This is a genomic window from Duganella sp. BJB1802, from assembly GCF_013369445.1.
GTDB lineage: Bacteria > Pseudomonadota > Gammaproteobacteria > Burkholderiales > Burkholderiaceae_D > Rugamonas > Rugamonas vulcania_A.
In genome coordinates this window covers 107,832-122,746 of sequence record NZ_JABWEF010000021.1, presented here as the reverse complement: position 1 = coordinate 122,746, position 14,915 = coordinate 107,832, and the positions used below count along the sequence as shown (strand labels likewise).

Sequence of the window (14,915 nt, the reverse complement as noted above, 5' to 3'; positions counted from 1 at the left end):
TTGATTTACAGCAGGTTGGCCAGCGCCACGTATTGGGCCAGGCCCACCGTCTCCGGACGCATGGTCGGGTCGATGCCGGCTTCGACGATCTGCGCCTCGGTGAACATGCCGGCCAGGCAGTTGCGGATCACCTTGCGCCGCTGCGAGAACGCCTTCAGCACCACCGCCTCCAGCTTGGCGCCGTCGCACGCCAGCGGCTTTTCCACCGGAATCATGCGCACGATCGCCGACTCCACCTTCGGCGGCGGATCGAACGCCTCCGGCGGCACCACGAACAGCAGCGACATGTCGTAGCGCCATTGCAGCATCACCGACAGCCGCCCGTAGGTCTTGCTGCCAGGCTCGGCCACCATGCGCTCCACCACTTCCTTCTGCAGCATGAAATGCTGGTCCTGCACCTGCGGCGCGAACGCCGCCAGGTGGAACAGCAGCGGGCTGGAGATGTTGTACGGCAGGTTGCCCACCACCCGCAGCTTGCGCCCGGCCGGCACCGGGATGCTGCCGAAGTCGAACTTGAGCGCGTCGCCGGCGTGGATGGTCAGCCTGGCCGGGTTGTAGGTCTTCTCCAGCCGCGCCACCAGGTCGCGGTCGAGCTCGACCACGTGCATCTTGTCCAGCGTTCGCATCAGCTGCTCGGTCATCGCGCCCAGGCCGGGCCCGATCTCGACCATCGTGTCGTCCGCCGCCGGGGCGATCGCCTCGGTGATGCTGGAGAGGACGTATTTGTCGTGTAAAAAGTTTTGGCCGAAGCGTTTGCGGGCGACGTGTTTCATGTTTGTTCTTGGTTGAGGTGAAGGGAGGCGTTGGCCATCGCCACGGCGGTGTCGAGCGCGGCGTCCATGCTGCCGCAGTCGGCCAGGCCCAGGCCTTGCGCGGCCAGGTCCAGCGCCGTGCCGTGGTCGACCGAGGTGCGGATCAGCGGCAGGCCCAGCGTGATGTTGACGCCGCGCCCGAAGGTGGCGTACTTGAGCACCGGCAGGCCCTGGTCGTGGTACATGGCCAGCACGCAGTCGGCGTCCCGCAGGTATTTGGGCTGGAACAGCGTGTCGGCCGGGTACGGGCCGCGCGCGTCGATGCCGCGCGCCTGCGCCGCCGCGATGGCCGGCGCGATGATGTCGATCTCCTCGCGCCCCAGGTAGCCGCCCTCGCCCGCGTGCGGGTTCAGGCCGCACACCAGGATGGCCGGCGCGGCGATGCCGAACTTGGCGCGCAGGTCGTGGTCGATGATGTCGAGCACGCGCGCCAGGCCGTCCCGGCTCAGCGCGGCCGCCACGTCCTTGAGCGGCAGGTGGGTGGTGGCCAAGGCGACGCGCAACGGCGGCTCGCCGGAGGGCGACGCCGTCCCGCCGGCGAGCATCATCACCACCTGCGGCGTGCCGGTGCGCTCGGCGAAGTATTCGGTGTGGCCGGAGAACGGCACGCCGGCGTCGTTGATGGTGCTCTTTTGCAGCGGCGCGGTGACCACCGCCTCGAACCAGCCGGCCGCCACGCCCTCAATGGCGGCGTCCAGGGTGGCCAGCACGCTGCGGCCGTTTTCCTTGTCCAGCTGGCCCGGCACGACATGGGCCGCCAGCGGCACGTCGATCACCGTCACGCGCTCCGGCCCGAAGTGCGGCAGGCCGCCGTGGCGCACCGCCTGCAAGGACAGCGCCGACAGCTTGATGGCGGGATCGATGTAGCTGGCCGTCATGGCCAGGAAGGCGGCGTCGCCCAGCAGCACGCAGTTGACCTCGCCGCGGCGCGCCCAGGCGGCGCGGATCGCCAGCTCGGGGCCGATGCCGGCCGGCTCGCCGACGGTGACGGCGATGGCCGGACGGGCGCCGCGCGCGCGGCGGGCGGTGGCGGGGCGCAGCGCGCTGCGCCCGGTGTGTAGAGTGGCGCTCACGCGGGTTCCCCTGGTTGGCTTACTTGGCGGCGGCGCCGTCGTCGGTGCGGAATTCCACGTAGGCGCGGTCGCGCACCTCGCGCTGCCAGCTCTCGGCCGCCTCCTCGACCTTGCGTTCGCGGATGGCCTGGCGCGCGTTGTTGCGCTCGCGCTCCTTGGAGACGTCGTCGCTCTTGCGCTCGAGCACCTCGATCAGGTGCACGCCGAAGCTGGTCTCGACCGGCTGGCTCACCTCGCCGATCTTCAAGGCGTTGATGGCGGCCTCGAACTCCGGCGTGACGTCGCCCGGATACAGCCAGCCCAGGTCGCCGCCCTTGGCGGCCGAGCCGTCGTTCGACACCAGCCGCGCCAGGTCCTCGAACTTGGCCGCGTGGTTGTCCAGGCGCTCCTTCAGTTCCAGCAGCTTGCGCTTGGCGTCGGCCACGCTCATGGTCGGCGTGACCTTGATCAGGATGTGGCGCGCGTGGGTCTGCTGCACGGCGGCCACGGCCTGCGCCTCGGCCAGGCTGCGGCGGTCGACCGCCTTGAGGATGTGGAACGCGCCCACGCTCTTGATGATCGGCGTGACCTGGCCCGGCTTGAGCTTGGAGAGCGCCTCGGCGAACACCGGCGGCAGCCGCTCGGGCTGGCGCCAGCCGACCACGCCGCCCTGCAGGGCGTCGCTGGCGTCCGAATAGGTGGCGGCCATCTTGGCGAAGTCGGCGCCGGTGCGCAGCTGGCGCATCACCTCCTCGGCGCGCGCGCGGCGCTGGGCGATCACCTCGGCGGTGGCGTTGTCCGGGATGCGCACCATGATCTGCGAGATGTTGATCTCGAACTGCTCGGCGGCGGCCGCCTTCTCGGCCGCCAGGAAGCTGTCCACCTCGGCCTCGGAGATCTGGATCTTGGCGTCCACCTCGTGCTCGCGCAGGCGCTGCATGATGATCTCCTCGCGGATCTGCTCGCGGAAGGCGGCGTACGGCGTGCCGTCCTTCTCCATCTGGTTGCGCAAGTCCTGCACGCTGAGCTTTTGCGCCTCGGCGATGCGGCCGATGGCGCGGTCGAGCTGCTGGTCGTCGACCCGCACGCCCATCTCCTTGGCCATCTGCAGCTGGGCGCGCTCGACGATCATGCGCTCGAGCAGCTGGCGGCGCAGGTCGGCCGGATCCGGCATCTGCACGTTCTGCGCCTTCATGCGCGCGGTGACGTCCTTGATGCGGTTGGTCAGCTCGCGCTGGGTGATGACGTCGTCGTTGACCACCACCACGATGGAGTCGATCGCCACGTTGCCGGTCTCGCCGGGCGGCAGGAAGCCCTTGCCGTCGGACTTGGCGGCCGCGGCGGGCGCGGCCGCGGCACACCGGGCGTGGCGGCCGCCGTTGGGAAGGCGGCGGCCGGCTTCTTCGAGAACAGGCTGCAACCGCCCAGGGCGGTGGCGCACAACAGGACTGCGAGAATTTTCGTTTCGAACTTCATCTTAAGAACGCTCATGAGTCAGGTGACAACAATCAAATAGCGCCCGCCGCGACAAGCAGCGGCGGACGCCCGGGGTCTTGCTAGCGGCCGTAGCCTTCGTTCAAACGCTGGTAGCCGGGGATGCTGTTCTTCATCGCCTCCAGCGGGCTGCCCACGCCCAGGTGCGACAGGCCGTTCAGTTCCAGCTGGAAGAAGATCGGCGTCGACGCCTTGGTCGAGGTGGTCACGAAGCGCTGCGCGCCCATGCGGAACACCCAGCAGTCGCCGTTGTATTCCAGCCCGACCAGGCTTTCCAGGATCTTCTTGTCCTGCACCGAGTAGCTGACCCGGCCCACGCCGTACCAGCGCTGGAAGATCGGCCACTGGCTCGACAGCTCGATGTTCTTGAAGCTGCCGCGCAGGTAGCGGTAGCCGGCGTTGAGCACCTTCTTCTGCCCCGGCGACCACTGCGCGGTGTAGCTCTCGGACACCACGCGGCGCGAGCTGGGGCTGTACTGCACCGCGCTGTCGAAGCCCCAGGTCTCGGAGATGCGCCCGGTCGCGGCCAGCAGCATGTCCGAGCGCGAGTCCACCACCGGCGTGCTCGAGGCCAGCTGCACGCGCTGGTCGCGGAAATAGAAGCGCTGGCCGAACGCCAGGCGCAGCGTCTCGGCGCCGGCCGCGTCCAGGAAGCGCGACACCAGCGCGGCGGTCAGCTGGTTGGCGTCGCCGATGCGGTCCGAGCCGACGAAGCGGTTCTCGCTGAAGATCTGGCTGAAGTTGAAGGTGGCGGCGTCGGTGTCGAAGGTCGGGAACTGGCTCTGGTCGCGGTACGGCGTGTTCACGTAGAACAGGCGCGGCTCCAGCGTCTGGGTCATGTCGCGGCCGGCGAACTTGATGTCGCGCTCGAACACCAGGCCGGAGTCCAGCGAGAACGTCGGCACCACGCGCGACAGGTTCTCGGACGCCTGCGTGCCGTAGGCGTCGAGCTGGTAGCTGGCCAGGTTGACCATCAGCTTGGGCGTGACGAAGTAGCTGGGGCCGACGATCGGGTAGCTCACCTGCGGGATCGCCACCAGCCGCGTGCCGTTGATCAGGGTCGGGTGGTAGAAGCGGGTCAGCTCGCTGTCGAGCGCCCAGTCGAAGCCGCCGGCCACGTCGTACTGGGCCGCGTGCAGGTTGATCGCCGGCAGCCGGTCGTACGGGCGCGAGACGAACAGCGAGGGGTCGACCGCCGATTCCGGGTCCTGCAGCACCTGGTACTTCTGCACCCGCGCGGTCAGGGTCCAGAACTCGCCGTGGTAGTCGGTGCGCAGCTCGCGCAGCAGCTGGCGCTCGGTCGAGCTCGACACGGTCTTGGAGAAATCGTTCGGATAGTTGTTGTCCGACGCCGCCCGCAGGCTCCAGCTGTAGGCCCAGTCCTTGGACAGCTCCTGGGTGTGGACCGACTTGATCATCCAGCGGTCGGTCGAGCCGCCGGCGGTCGGCGGCACGTACTGCTTGTCGTGCGGCAGGTACTCGACATAGGTCTCGCCCTGGTACAGGCCGCCGGCGGCCTCGCCCAGGTAGCGGCCGTTGGCGCCCAGCTGGAAGCCGCGCCGCGGGATGATTTTCGGGTACACCGTCAGGTCGCGGTTGGGCGCGATGTTGAAGTAGTACGGCACGGTCAGCTCGGCCGCGCCTTTGGAGCCGAAGCCCGGCATCGGCGACAGCCAGCCCGAGCGGCGCGCGCCCGACAGCGAGAACGACATCGCCGGCGTGCCCAGGATCGGCACGTCCTTGAAATAGATGATGGTCTGGCCGGCGGTGCCGACGTCGCGCCCGGAGTCCAGGTTCAGCGTGTTCGAGCGCAGATACCAGTCCGGGTTCGGCCCCTGGCAGGTGCTGTAGGTGCCGTTGACCACCACCGCCTCGTCCTCGTTGACGAAGTTGATGCGCTCGGCCTTGCCCTGGGCGTGGTTGGCCTCCAGCTGGTAGGTCGGGTTGAGCATATAGCCCTTGCCGCTGTCCATGTTCAGCTTGAGCTCGTCGCCGGTGAAGTAGTCGCCGAAGCGCCAGATCTTCACATGGCCCTTGGCCTCGACCTCGTCCTCGACCTGGCGGTAGCACGCGGTGTCGGCCTTGACCCGGGTCTTGTCCTTGACCAGCTCGGCGTCGCGCTCCAGGGTGATCTCGCGCTCGGGGCGGCCGCTGATGTCCTCGGCCTGGATGGTGGTGACCGCGTTCTTGTCCTCCACCCGCGGCGCGCGCGCCTTCGGCGGCAGGCTCTGGGCGTGGGCCGGCAGGGCCGCGATGGCGGCGGCGATGGCAGTCAGGGCAAACGCCCAGCGATGCGGGGTAGTGGGGGGGGCCGGAAGCCAGCGCATGCGACTCATGAAAAGAAGGGAGGAAACACCATGACAGGCGATTTTTTGATTTGAATCCCTTATTATATGGGAATCTTCACCCAACACCGGATTCCGGGCCCCGCTTAATGTCTTTATTACAGAATTTAACTTCCGATACATCTTCCGACCCGCGCCTGGAACAGCTGACCGCCTGGCTGGCCACGCTGAACGTGGTGGACGCCGCCAGCGCCCGTCCGGCCTCGGCCGACGCCAGCTTCCGCCGCTACTTCCGCGTCGATGTGTTGCCTGAACAGCAAGCCGCGCTGGGCGCCACGCTGGTCGTCATGGACGCGCCGCCCGAGCGCGAGAACGTGCTGGCCTTCGTCAAGCTGGACGAAATGCTGGCCCACGCCGGCGTCAGCGTGCCGCGCATCGTCGCCACCGACTACGAGCGCGGCTTCCTGCTGATGTCCGACCTGGGCGTGACCACCTACCTGCAGGTGCTCAACCACGACAACGCCTCGACCATGTACGCCGAGGCGCTGGAGGCGCTGGTCAAGTTCCAGCTCACCAGCCAGCCCGGCGTGCTGCCCGAGTACGACCGCGCCTTCATGCTGCGCGAGATGAATCTGTTCCCCGAGTGGTACATCGGCAAGCACCTGAACGCCACGCTGAGCGACAAGCAGGCCGCCGAGCTGCAGGGCGTGTTCGACGCCATCCTGGCCAACGTCACGGCCCAGCAGCAGGTGTATGTGCACCGCGACTTCCACTCGCGCAACCTGATGTGGATGGACGCCGGCAACCCCGGCGTGCTGGACTTCCAGGACGCGCTGTACGGCCCGGTGACCTACGACCTGGCCTCGCTGCTGCGCGACGCCTACGTGCAATGGGACGAGGAGCTGGTGCTGGACTGGGCGATCCGCTACTGGCAGCACGCCAAGGCGGTGGGCCTGCCGGTCAACCCGGACATCGACGGCTTCTACCAGGACTTCGAGTACGCCGGCCTGCAGCGCCACCTGAAGATCCTCGGCCTGTTCTGCCGCCTGAACTACCGCGACGGCAAGGACCAGTACCTGCACGACCTGCCGACCGTGATGGACTACGTGCGCAAGACCGCCGGCCGCTACAAGGAGCTGCGCCCGCTGGTGCGCCTGCTCGACCAGCTGGAAGACAAGCGGCCGCAAGTCGGCTACACCTTCTGAGGCGGCGCGCATGAAAGCCATGATCTTCGCCGCCGGACGCGGCGAGCGTATGCGTCCGCTGACCGACACCACGCCCAAGCCGCTGCTCAAGGTGCGCGGCCGGCCGCTGATCGTCTGGCACATCCTCAACCTGGTGCGGGCCGGCATCACCGAGATCGTCATCAACCACGCCCACCTGGGCGAGCAGATCGAGGCCGCGCTGGGCGACGGCAGCCAGTTCGGCGCCCAGCTGATGTACTCGCGCGAAACCACCGCGCTGGAGACCGCCGGCGGCATCGCCACCGCGCGCCACCTGCTGGGCGAGGAGCCGTTCGTGGCCGTGTCGGGCGACATCTACATGCCCTACTTCGACTTCGCCCAGGTCAAGGACGTGTTGCACGACAAGGACATGTGGGGCAATCCCTACCCGGCCGACCAGCGCGACATCTGCTGGCTGTACCTGGTGCCCAACCCGGACTTCCACCCCGAGGGCGACTTCGGCCTGACCATGTACACGCTGACCAATGAAGGCTCGCCGAAATGGACCTTCGGTAACGTCGGCGTCTACCGGCCCGAAATGTTCGACGGCATCGCGCCCGGCGAACACGCCAAGCTGGGCCCGCTGATCCGCGCCTACATCGACAAGAAGCAGGTCGGCGGCGAGGTGTACGAGGGCGAATGGCACAACCTGGGCACGGTGCAGCAGCTCGACCTGCTCAACGCGCCGCCGGCCACGCGCCTGGCCGCCGCCAAGGGCGTCCAGTGATGCAGCGCTACGCCGCCCGCCGCGCGCGCCTGCTGGCGCACATGCCGCCCGGCGCGGTGGCGGTGCTGCCGACCGCGCCCGAAGTCGCCCGCAACAGCGACAGCGAATACCTGTACCGCCACGACAGCTACTTCTACTACCTGACCGGCTTCGCCGAGCCGGAAAGCGTGGTGGTGCTGGTGGCCGCGCGCGGCGATGCGCCGGCGCACGCCATCCTGTTCTGCCGCCAGAAGAACGTCGAGCGCGAGATCTGGGACGGCTTCCGCCACGGCCCGGACGGCGCGCGCGTGGCCTTCGGCTTCGACGAGGCCCACGCCATCGAAGATCTCGACGGCGAGATCGTCAAGCTGCTGGCCGACGCGCCGGCGCTGTACTACGCGCTGGGCAGCGCGTTGGACGCGCGGGTGCGCCAGTGGCTGTCCAGCGTCAAGGGCATGGCGCGCACCGGCGTCGGCGCGCCGGCCAGCGCGGTCGACCTGCTGCCGCTGCTCGACGAGATGCGCCTGTTCAAGGACGACGCCGAGCAGGCCACCATGCTGCGCGCCGCCACCATCTCGTCGCAGGCGCACGCGCGGGCGATGCGGGCGTCGCGGCCCGGCATATACGAATACGAAATCGAGGCGGAGCTGCTGTACGAATTCCGCCGCAACGGCGCGCAGGCGCCGGCCTACAACTCCATCGTCGCCGCCGGCGCCAACGCCTGCGTGCTGCACTACAGCGCCAACAACGCGCAAAGCCGCGACGGCGACCTGATACTGATCGACGCCGGCTGCGAACTCGATGGCTACGCCTCCGACATCACCCGCAGCTATCCGGTCAACGGCCGTTTCAGCGCGCCGCAACGGCGGTTGTATGAACTGGTGCTGGCCGCGCAATCGGCGGCGCTGCAGGCCATCGTCCCGGGCCAGCCCTACTCCGGCGTGCACGAGGCGGCGGTGCAGGTGCTGGCGCAGGGCATGCTGGACCTGGGCCTGCTCAAGCAGGACGTCCACGGCGGCGTGGCCGACATCGTCGCCAACAAGCGCTACCTGCAGTTCTACATGCACGGCACGGGACACTGGCTGGGCATGGACGTGCACGACGTCGGCCAGTACCGCGACACGGCGGCCGAAGGCAAGCCATCGCGCGCGCTGCAGGCGGGCATGGTGCTGACGGTGGAGCCGGGCATCTACGTGCGTCCGGCCGAGGGCGTGCCGGAAGAGTACTGGAACATCGGCATCCGCATCGAGGACGATGTGCTGGTCACGCCCGGCGGCCACACGATACTGAGCGCCGCCGCGCCGAAGACGGTCGCCGAGATAGAACAACTGATGCAGTCTCAATGAACACACTCAATCAAGCAGCACCCGCGCACGAAGGCATGACCCACGGCGACGCCCCATCCTACGACATCGCCATCTGCGGCGCCGGTCCGGCCGGCATGGCGCTTGCCGCGCTGCTGGCAAGGCGCGGCACGCCGGCGCAGCGCATCGCCCTGATCGACGCCAAGACGCTGGAGCAAGCCAGCAACGATCCGCGTTCGATCGCGCTGTCGTGGGGCAGCCGCCAGATACTGGAGGAAATCGGCGCTTGGCCGGCCGCCGCCACGGCGATCCACCAGATCCACGTGTCGCGCCGCGGCCAGTTCGGCCGCAGCCTGATCGACCGCGATGAGCACAAGCTGCCGGCGCTGGGCTACGTGCTGCGCTACGGCGATCTGGTGACGGCGCTGGGCGCGGTCTGCCAGCGCGCCGGCATCGCCACGCTGCGTCCGGCCCGCGTTGAAGCTGTCGACGAAAACGCCGACGCGGTCGCGCTGACCATCGCCGGCACGCCAGCAGCCGTCACCGCCACCATCGTCGTGCAGGCCGAAGGCGGTTTGTTCAGCGATCAGGAAAGCAAGGCCCAGCACCGCGATTACCGGCAGACCGCGATCATCGCGCAAGTGCGCACCAGCCGCCCGATCGCGCATCGCGCCTACGAACGCTTCACCGAACAAGGCCCGCTGGCCCTGCTGCCGCAAGGCGAAGAGTATTCGCTGGTCTGGTGCGTGCGGCCCGAAACCGCCGTCCGCCTGCAAGCCTTGGACGACGCATCCTTCCTCGCCGAACTGGGCGCCGCGTTCGGCGAGCGCCTCGGCACATTCACGCGCTCATCGCCACGGCTGGCATTCCCCTTGGGGCTGAACGCCGATCCGCGCAGCACCGCGCGCACGGTCGCCATCGGCAACGCGGCGCAGACGCTGCATCCGGTGGCGGGACAAGGCCTGAACCTCGGCCTGCGCGACGTCGCCGTGCTGGCGTGCCTGCTGGCGCAAGGCGCGAATCCAACCATGCTGGCGCAATTCACCGAACTGCGCCGCCAGGACCGCAACACCACTGTGCGCCTGACCGACACCATGGCCCGCATCTTCGCCAACGACTCGCCGGCGCAAGCGCTGCTGAGCCTGTCCCTGGCCGCCATCGACATGGTCGGCCCCGCACGCGGTGTGCTGGCCGAGCTCATGATGTACGGCCGACGTTGACCTGAGAATACACATAGGGGGTACCTTGCGCGCTCCCTTCGACGAAGCCTTCTATTTCCGCCCTCTCGTTCCCATTCGTTTTCTCTATTTTCTTCTGAGATTCGCAGACAGCCGAACGCAGATAAGAATCAAGAAAAATAGAAGGGAATAGAGAGCCGGAATAGTATCGTTCCCAGAAGGGCCGTGCAGATACCCCCCCCATACATATACCCTGCGCCGTTCCAGGCTCAGGTACGCGTGATCGAAGCGCCGCCATCGACCAGCGAGGCGGTGCCGGTAACGAACGACGAATCGTCCGAAGCCAGATACAGCACCGAGCGCGCCAACTCCTCCGGCTGCGCCACGCGCTTCAGCGCATGCAGGTTGGTGACAAACGAAGCCGCCTCCGGCGTGTTGTTCATATCGCGATACATCGCCGTATCGACCGCGCCCGGCAACACCGAATTTACCCGCACGCCCTGCGCGCCATACTCCGAAGCCAGCGCCTGCGTCAGGCCGATCAGGCCCGCCTTGCTGGCCGCATACGCCGCCACGCCGGGGAAGGCAAAGCTGTAGCCGACGAAGGTCGAAGTGAAGATCACCGAACCGCCGCCATGCTTGATCATTTGAGGAATCTGATGCTTCGCGCCGAGGAAGGCGCTGGTCAGGTTGGCGGCGATGGTCTCGTTCCAGCCCTGCTCCGAAACGCCGGTGGACTCGCCCATCTCGCCCAGCGTACCGGCGTTGTTGTAAGCGATATCCAGCCGCCCGAACGCCTCGACGGCGGCGGCGACCAGTTGTGCATTGAACGATTCGGAAGTGACATCGCCAGCCAGCGCGATGGCGGTGCCGCCATCGGCGGCGATCTCCGCCACCAGCGTATCGAGTTCGGCGCGGCGGCGCGCCGCAACGACAACGCGCGCGCCCTCAGCTGCAAACAGTTTGGCGGTAGCGCGGCCGATGCCCGACGATGCGCCGGTAACGATGGCGACTTTGTTTTGTAAGCGGTTCATGGTGAATCTCCTTGAGGTGGGTTGATGTAGCCATCGTATGCCCCATCAATCCCACCATCAATCGGCTAAAAGCCAATGAACCGTTCACAAAAGATGAATCAAACTTACTCCACGGCCTTGACCATGTCCTCGATGACCTTCTTCGCATCACCGAACACCATCATCGTATTGGCCTGATAGAACAGCTCATTATCCAGCCCCGCATAACCGGAAGCCATCGAACGCTTGTTGACGATGATGCTCTTGGCCTTGTACGCCTCCAGGATCGGCATGCCGGCGATCGGCGACTTCGGATCCTTGGCGGCCGGGTTGACCACGTCGTTGGCGCCCAGGATCAGCACCACGTCGGTCTGGCCGAATTCGCCGTTGATATCCTCCATCTCGAACACCTGGTCGTACGGCACCTCGGCCTCCGCCAGCAGCACGTTCATGTGGCCCGGCATGCGGCCCGCCACCGGGTGGATCGCATACTTCACGGTCACGCCCTTGTGGGTCAGCTTCTCGACCAGCTCCTTGAGCGAGTGCTGCGCGCGCGCCACCGCCAGGCCGTAGCCCGGCACGATGATCACGCTTTCCGCATTGGCCATGATGAAGGCCGCGTCGTCGGCCGAACCGGATTTGACCGGACGCTGCTCCTTCGCGCCGCCCGCACCCGCCTCCGCCGGAGCGCCGCCGAAGCCGCCCAGGATCACGTTGAAGAACGAACGGTTCATCGCCTTGCACATGATGTACGACAGGATCGCGCCGGACGAGCCGACCAGCGAACCGGCGATGATCAGCATCGCGTTATTCAGCGAGAAGCCAATGCCCGCCGCAGCCCAGCCGGAGTAGGAGTTCAGCATCGACACCACCACCGGCATGTCCGCACCGCCGATCGGGATGATGATCAACACGCCCAGCACGAAGGCGATCACGGTCATGATCAGGAACGGCATCCACGCCGGCTCGGTGCCGCCGGCGAAGCAGAACGCCAGGCCCAGGCCCACCATGACGATGGCCAGGATCAGGTTCAGCATGTGCTGGCCTGCGAAGCTGACCGGCGCGCCCTGGAACAAGCGGAACTTGTACTTGCCCGACAGCTTGCCAAACGCGATCACAGAACCGGAGAACGTGATGGCGCCGACGAAGGTGCCGATGAACAGCTCGATGCGATTCCCGAACGGCAGCGCCTCGCCCACGGCGGCGATGCCGAAGGCGTGCGGCTCCGACACCGCCGCCACCGCGATACACACGGCGGCCAGGCCGATCAGCGAGTGCATCGCCGCGACCAGTTCCGGCATCTTGGTCATCTCGACCTTCTTGGCCAGCACCGCGCCGATGCCGCCGCCGACGATCACGCCCAGCGCCACCAGGCCCAGGCCCATGCCGCCGGACGCGCCGGCGGTCGCCGCCGCAGCGGCTTCCGCCTTGAGCTTGAGGATCAGCGCGATGGTGGTCACGGCGGCAATCGCCATGCCGGACATGCCGAACGCATTACCGGTGCGCGCCGTGGCCGGCGACGACAGTCCTTTCAACGCCTGGATGAAGCACACCGATGCGATCAGGTACATCATCGTCACCAGGTTCATGGAGATGAAATTCATGCGTGATCTCCCTTCTTCGCTTTAGGCTCTTTTTTCTTGAACATCTCCAGCATGCGCTGCGTGACCAAAAAACCGCCGAACACATTGACGGCGGCCAGCGCCACCGCGACGGTGCCGGCGACCTGGCCGATGACGCCCTCGGTCAGCGAGGCCGCCAGCATGGCGCCGACGATGATGATCGCCGAGACGGCGTTGGTGACCGCCATCAGCGGCGTATGCAGCGCCGGCGTCACGGTCCAGACCACGTGGTAGCCGACATAAATGGCGAGCACGAAGATGATCAGATTGATGATGGTGTGGCTGACTTCCATGTAGTTTCCCCTATTATTTTCTAAGCAGCTCGCCGCCGCTGCACAACAGCGTGGCCTTGATGATTTCGTCTTCGCGATCGATCACCAGCTTGTCTTCCTTGTCGATGATCAGCTTGAGGAAGTCCAGCACGTTGCGCGCGTACAGCGCCGACGCGTCGGCCGCCACCAGCGTCGCCAGATCCGGCTCGCCGACGATGTGCACGCCGTGCTTGACGACGGTCTTGTTCAGCTCCGACAGCGGGCAGTTGCCGCCCTGCGACACGGCCAGGTCGACGATCACCGAGCCCGGCTTCATGGCCTTCACGGTCTCCTCGGAGATCAGCACCGGCGCCGGCCGGCCGGGGATCAGCGCGGTGGTGATGATAATGTCGGCCAGCTTGGCGCGCTCGTGCACCAGCTCCGCCTGACGGCGCATCCAGTCCGCCGGCATCGGCCGCGCGTAGCCGCCCACGCCCTTGGCGATTTCCTTCTCCTCGTCGGTCAGGAAGGGCACGTCGATGAACTTGGCGCCCAGCGACTCGACCTGCTCCTTGACCGGCGGGCGCACGTCGGACGCCTCGATCACCGCGCCCAGCCGCTTGGCCGTGGCGATCGCCTGCAGCCCGGCCACGCCCACGCCCATGATCAGCACCCGCGCCGCCTTGACCGTGCCAGCCGCCGTCATCAGCATCGGCATGAAGCGCTGGTAGGTGTTGGCCGCCACCATCACCGCCTTGTAGCCGGCGATGTTGGCCTGCGACGACAGCACGTCCATCGACTGCGCGCGCGTGATGCGCGGCACCGCCTCCAGCGCGAACGCCTGCAGGCCGGCCGCCGCCATCGCCGCGTTGTTGTCCGCGTCGAAGGGATTCAACATGCCGATCACCACCGTGCCGGCCGGGATCAACGCGCGCTCCTCGGCGTTGGGGGCACGCACTTTCAACACCACCTCCGCCGCAAAGGCTTGCGCCGCGCTGCCGATCTGTGCGCCGGCGGCCGCGTAGGCCTCGTCGGTGACCGAGGCCGATAACCCGGCGCCGGCCTGCACGATCACTTGATGCTTGGCTGCGAGTTTCTTGACTGTCTCGGGCGTTGCCGCCACCCGGGTTTCTCCCGGCCGCGTCTCGGCCGGTATGCCTACTCTCATGGTGCCTCCAAATGATTAATAAACTGACTAGAATCTAACACGGAATGCCGGGACAGCAACGCCCCTCGTTGGCCCCATCATACTTAATATATATTTATCAATAAATAGCGCATTTATCACATCATTTATTACTATTTATCACGAATTGCCGTTAAAACACTGAATTTTTCGCAAGGCAGTCAGTCAAACACGGATTAACACAACAAACCTTGCGAAATTTCAATACGAACCCACCTTTCCGTGCAGGCGGGCTCAAACCAAATGGCCGGAACAGGCTAAAATGTCGGCTCTTTCAAGGATGACTCATGCCGCGTATCTGGAAACCCTCTGTTACTGTTGCCGCCATCGTCGAAAAAGATGGCAAATTCTTGCTGATCGAAGAAGAGACCAGCGATGGCATCCGCATCAACCAGCCTGCCGGCCACCTGGACCCGCACGAATCGCTGGAGCAGGCCGTCATCCGCGAAACGCTGGAGGAAACCGCGCACGACTTCACGCCGACCGCGCTGGTGGGCATGTACATGTCGCGCTACACCTCCAACCGCACCGGCGAGGAAGTGACGTATTTGCGCTTCACCTTCTGCGGCGTGCCGGGCGCCAAGCACGACCGTCCGCTGGACGAAGGCATCCTGCGCACCATGTGGCTCACGCGCGACGAACTGGCCGCCTGCGCCGACCGTCACCGCAGCCCGACGGTGCTGCAATGCGTGGACGAATACCTGGCCGGGCGCCGCGCCCCGCTGGAACTGATACAAACCCACACCTCGGTGTACAAGGAAGCGGCCAACGCCGCGAATGGATGAAAGT

The 14,915-nt window shown here is 66.6% G+C and carries 13 protein-coding genes; 5 read left to right on the top strand and 8 right to left on the bottom strand.

The genetic code is table 11. The features are described from left to right. Positions 1-5 precede the first annotated feature (5 nt). From rsmA to HUX88_RS26875, 4 genes are all read right to left on the bottom strand, one after another. The gene (gene rsmA / locus HUX88_RS26890) at positions 6-773 is read right to left on the bottom strand and encodes a 16S rRNA (adenine(1518)-N(6)/adenine(1519)-N(6))-dimethyltransferase RsmA (protein ID WP_117014126.1); all 768 of its coding nucleotides are present in this window, start codon (positions 771-773) and stop codon (positions 6-8) included. Then, on the bottom strand, positions 770-1,852 hold the full coding sequence (pdxA, locus tag HUX88_RS26885) for a 4-hydroxythreonine-4-phosphate dehydrogenase PdxA (protein ID WP_217916465.1): 1,083 nt from the start codon (positions 1,850-1,852) through the stop codon (positions 770-772). The genes rsmA and pdxA overlap by 4 nt, the downstream gene beginning before the upstream one ends. Before the next feature lie 52 nt (positions 1,853-1,904). Further along, the gene (locus HUX88_RS26880) at positions 1,905-3,284 is read right to left on the bottom strand and encodes a peptidylprolyl isomerase (RefSeq protein ID WP_373886848.1); all 1,380 of its coding nucleotides are present in this window, start codon (positions 3,282-3,284) and stop codon (positions 1,905-1,907) included. Between the two features lie 136 nt (positions 3,285-3,420). Next, complete coding sequence (locus HUX88_RS26875; protein WP_176363742.1) at positions 3,421-5,685, bottom strand: LPS-assembly protein LptD; 2,265 nt, start codon at positions 5,683-5,685, stop codon at positions 3,421-3,423. A gap of 107 nt (positions 5,686-5,792) precedes the next feature. On the opposite strand from HUX88_RS26875, the gene HUX88_RS26870 reads away from it, so the two are divergent. Genes HUX88_RS26870 through HUX88_RS26855 form a run of 4 tightly spaced genes read left to right on the top strand, consistent with a single transcriptional unit; the run spans position 5,793 to position 10,096 of the window. Beyond that, on the top strand, positions 5,793-6,848 hold the full coding sequence (locus HUX88_RS26870; RefSeq protein ID WP_176363741.1) for an aminoglycoside phosphotransferase family protein: 1,056 nt from the start codon (positions 5,793-5,795) through the stop codon (positions 6,846-6,848). Between the two features lie 10 nt (positions 6,849-6,858). Next, a complete protein-coding gene (gene murU, locus HUX88_RS26865; RefSeq protein WP_176363740.1) occupies positions 6,859-7,593 on the top strand; it encodes an N-acetylmuramate alpha-1-phosphate uridylyltransferase MurU in 735 nt (244 codons plus the stop codon). Next, positions 7,593-8,918, top strand: a complete 1,326-nt coding sequence (locus HUX88_RS26860; protein ID WP_176363739.1) for an aminopeptidase P N-terminal domain-containing protein — start codon at positions 7,593-7,595, stop codon at positions 8,916-8,918. Before murU ends, HUX88_RS26860 begins: the two co-directional genes overlap by 1 nt. Next, positions 8,915-10,096 (top strand): UbiH/UbiF/VisC/COQ6 family ubiquinone biosynthesis hydroxylase, encoded by a 1,182-nt coding sequence (locus HUX88_RS26855; protein WP_373886847.1) that lies wholly within the window; start codon positions 8,915-8,917, stop codon positions 10,094-10,096. Before HUX88_RS26860 ends, HUX88_RS26855 begins: the two co-directional genes overlap by 4 nt. A gap of 227 nt (positions 10,097-10,323) precedes the next feature. Here HUX88_RS26855 and HUX88_RS26850 read toward each other — a convergent pair whose 3' ends face one another. From HUX88_RS26850 to HUX88_RS26835, 4 genes are all read right to left on the bottom strand, one after another. Further along, positions 10,324-11,088, bottom strand: coding sequence for an SDR family oxidoreductase (locus HUX88_RS26850; protein WP_176363738.1), 765 nt, complete (start codon positions 11,086-11,088; stop codon positions 10,324-10,326). Between the two features lie 104 nt (positions 11,089-11,192). After that, on the bottom strand, positions 11,193-12,671 hold the full coding sequence (locus HUX88_RS26845) for an NAD(P)(+) transhydrogenase (Re/Si-specific) subunit beta (protein ID WP_176363737.1): 1,479 nt from the start codon (positions 12,669-12,671) through the stop codon (positions 11,193-11,195). Beyond that, positions 12,668-12,982 (bottom strand): proton-translocating transhydrogenase family protein, encoded by a 315-nt coding sequence (locus tag HUX88_RS26840; RefSeq protein ID WP_117014135.1) that lies wholly within the window; start codon positions 12,980-12,982, stop codon positions 12,668-12,670. Before HUX88_RS26840 ends, HUX88_RS26845 begins: the two co-directional genes overlap by 4 nt. A gap of 13 nt (positions 12,983-12,995) precedes the next feature. Continuing rightward, a complete protein-coding gene (locus tag HUX88_RS26835; protein WP_176363736.1) occupies positions 12,996-14,108 on the bottom strand; it encodes a Re/Si-specific NAD(P)(+) transhydrogenase subunit alpha in 1,113 nt (370 codons plus the stop codon). Positions 14,109-14,413: 305 nt separating this feature from the next. Between HUX88_RS26835 and HUX88_RS26830 the strand changes: the two genes are divergently transcribed. Further along, a complete protein-coding gene (locus HUX88_RS26830) occupies positions 14,414-14,911 on the top strand; it encodes an NUDIX hydrolase (RefSeq protein ID WP_117014137.1) in 498 nt (165 codons plus the stop codon). Positions 14,912-14,915 lie beyond the last annotated feature (4 nt).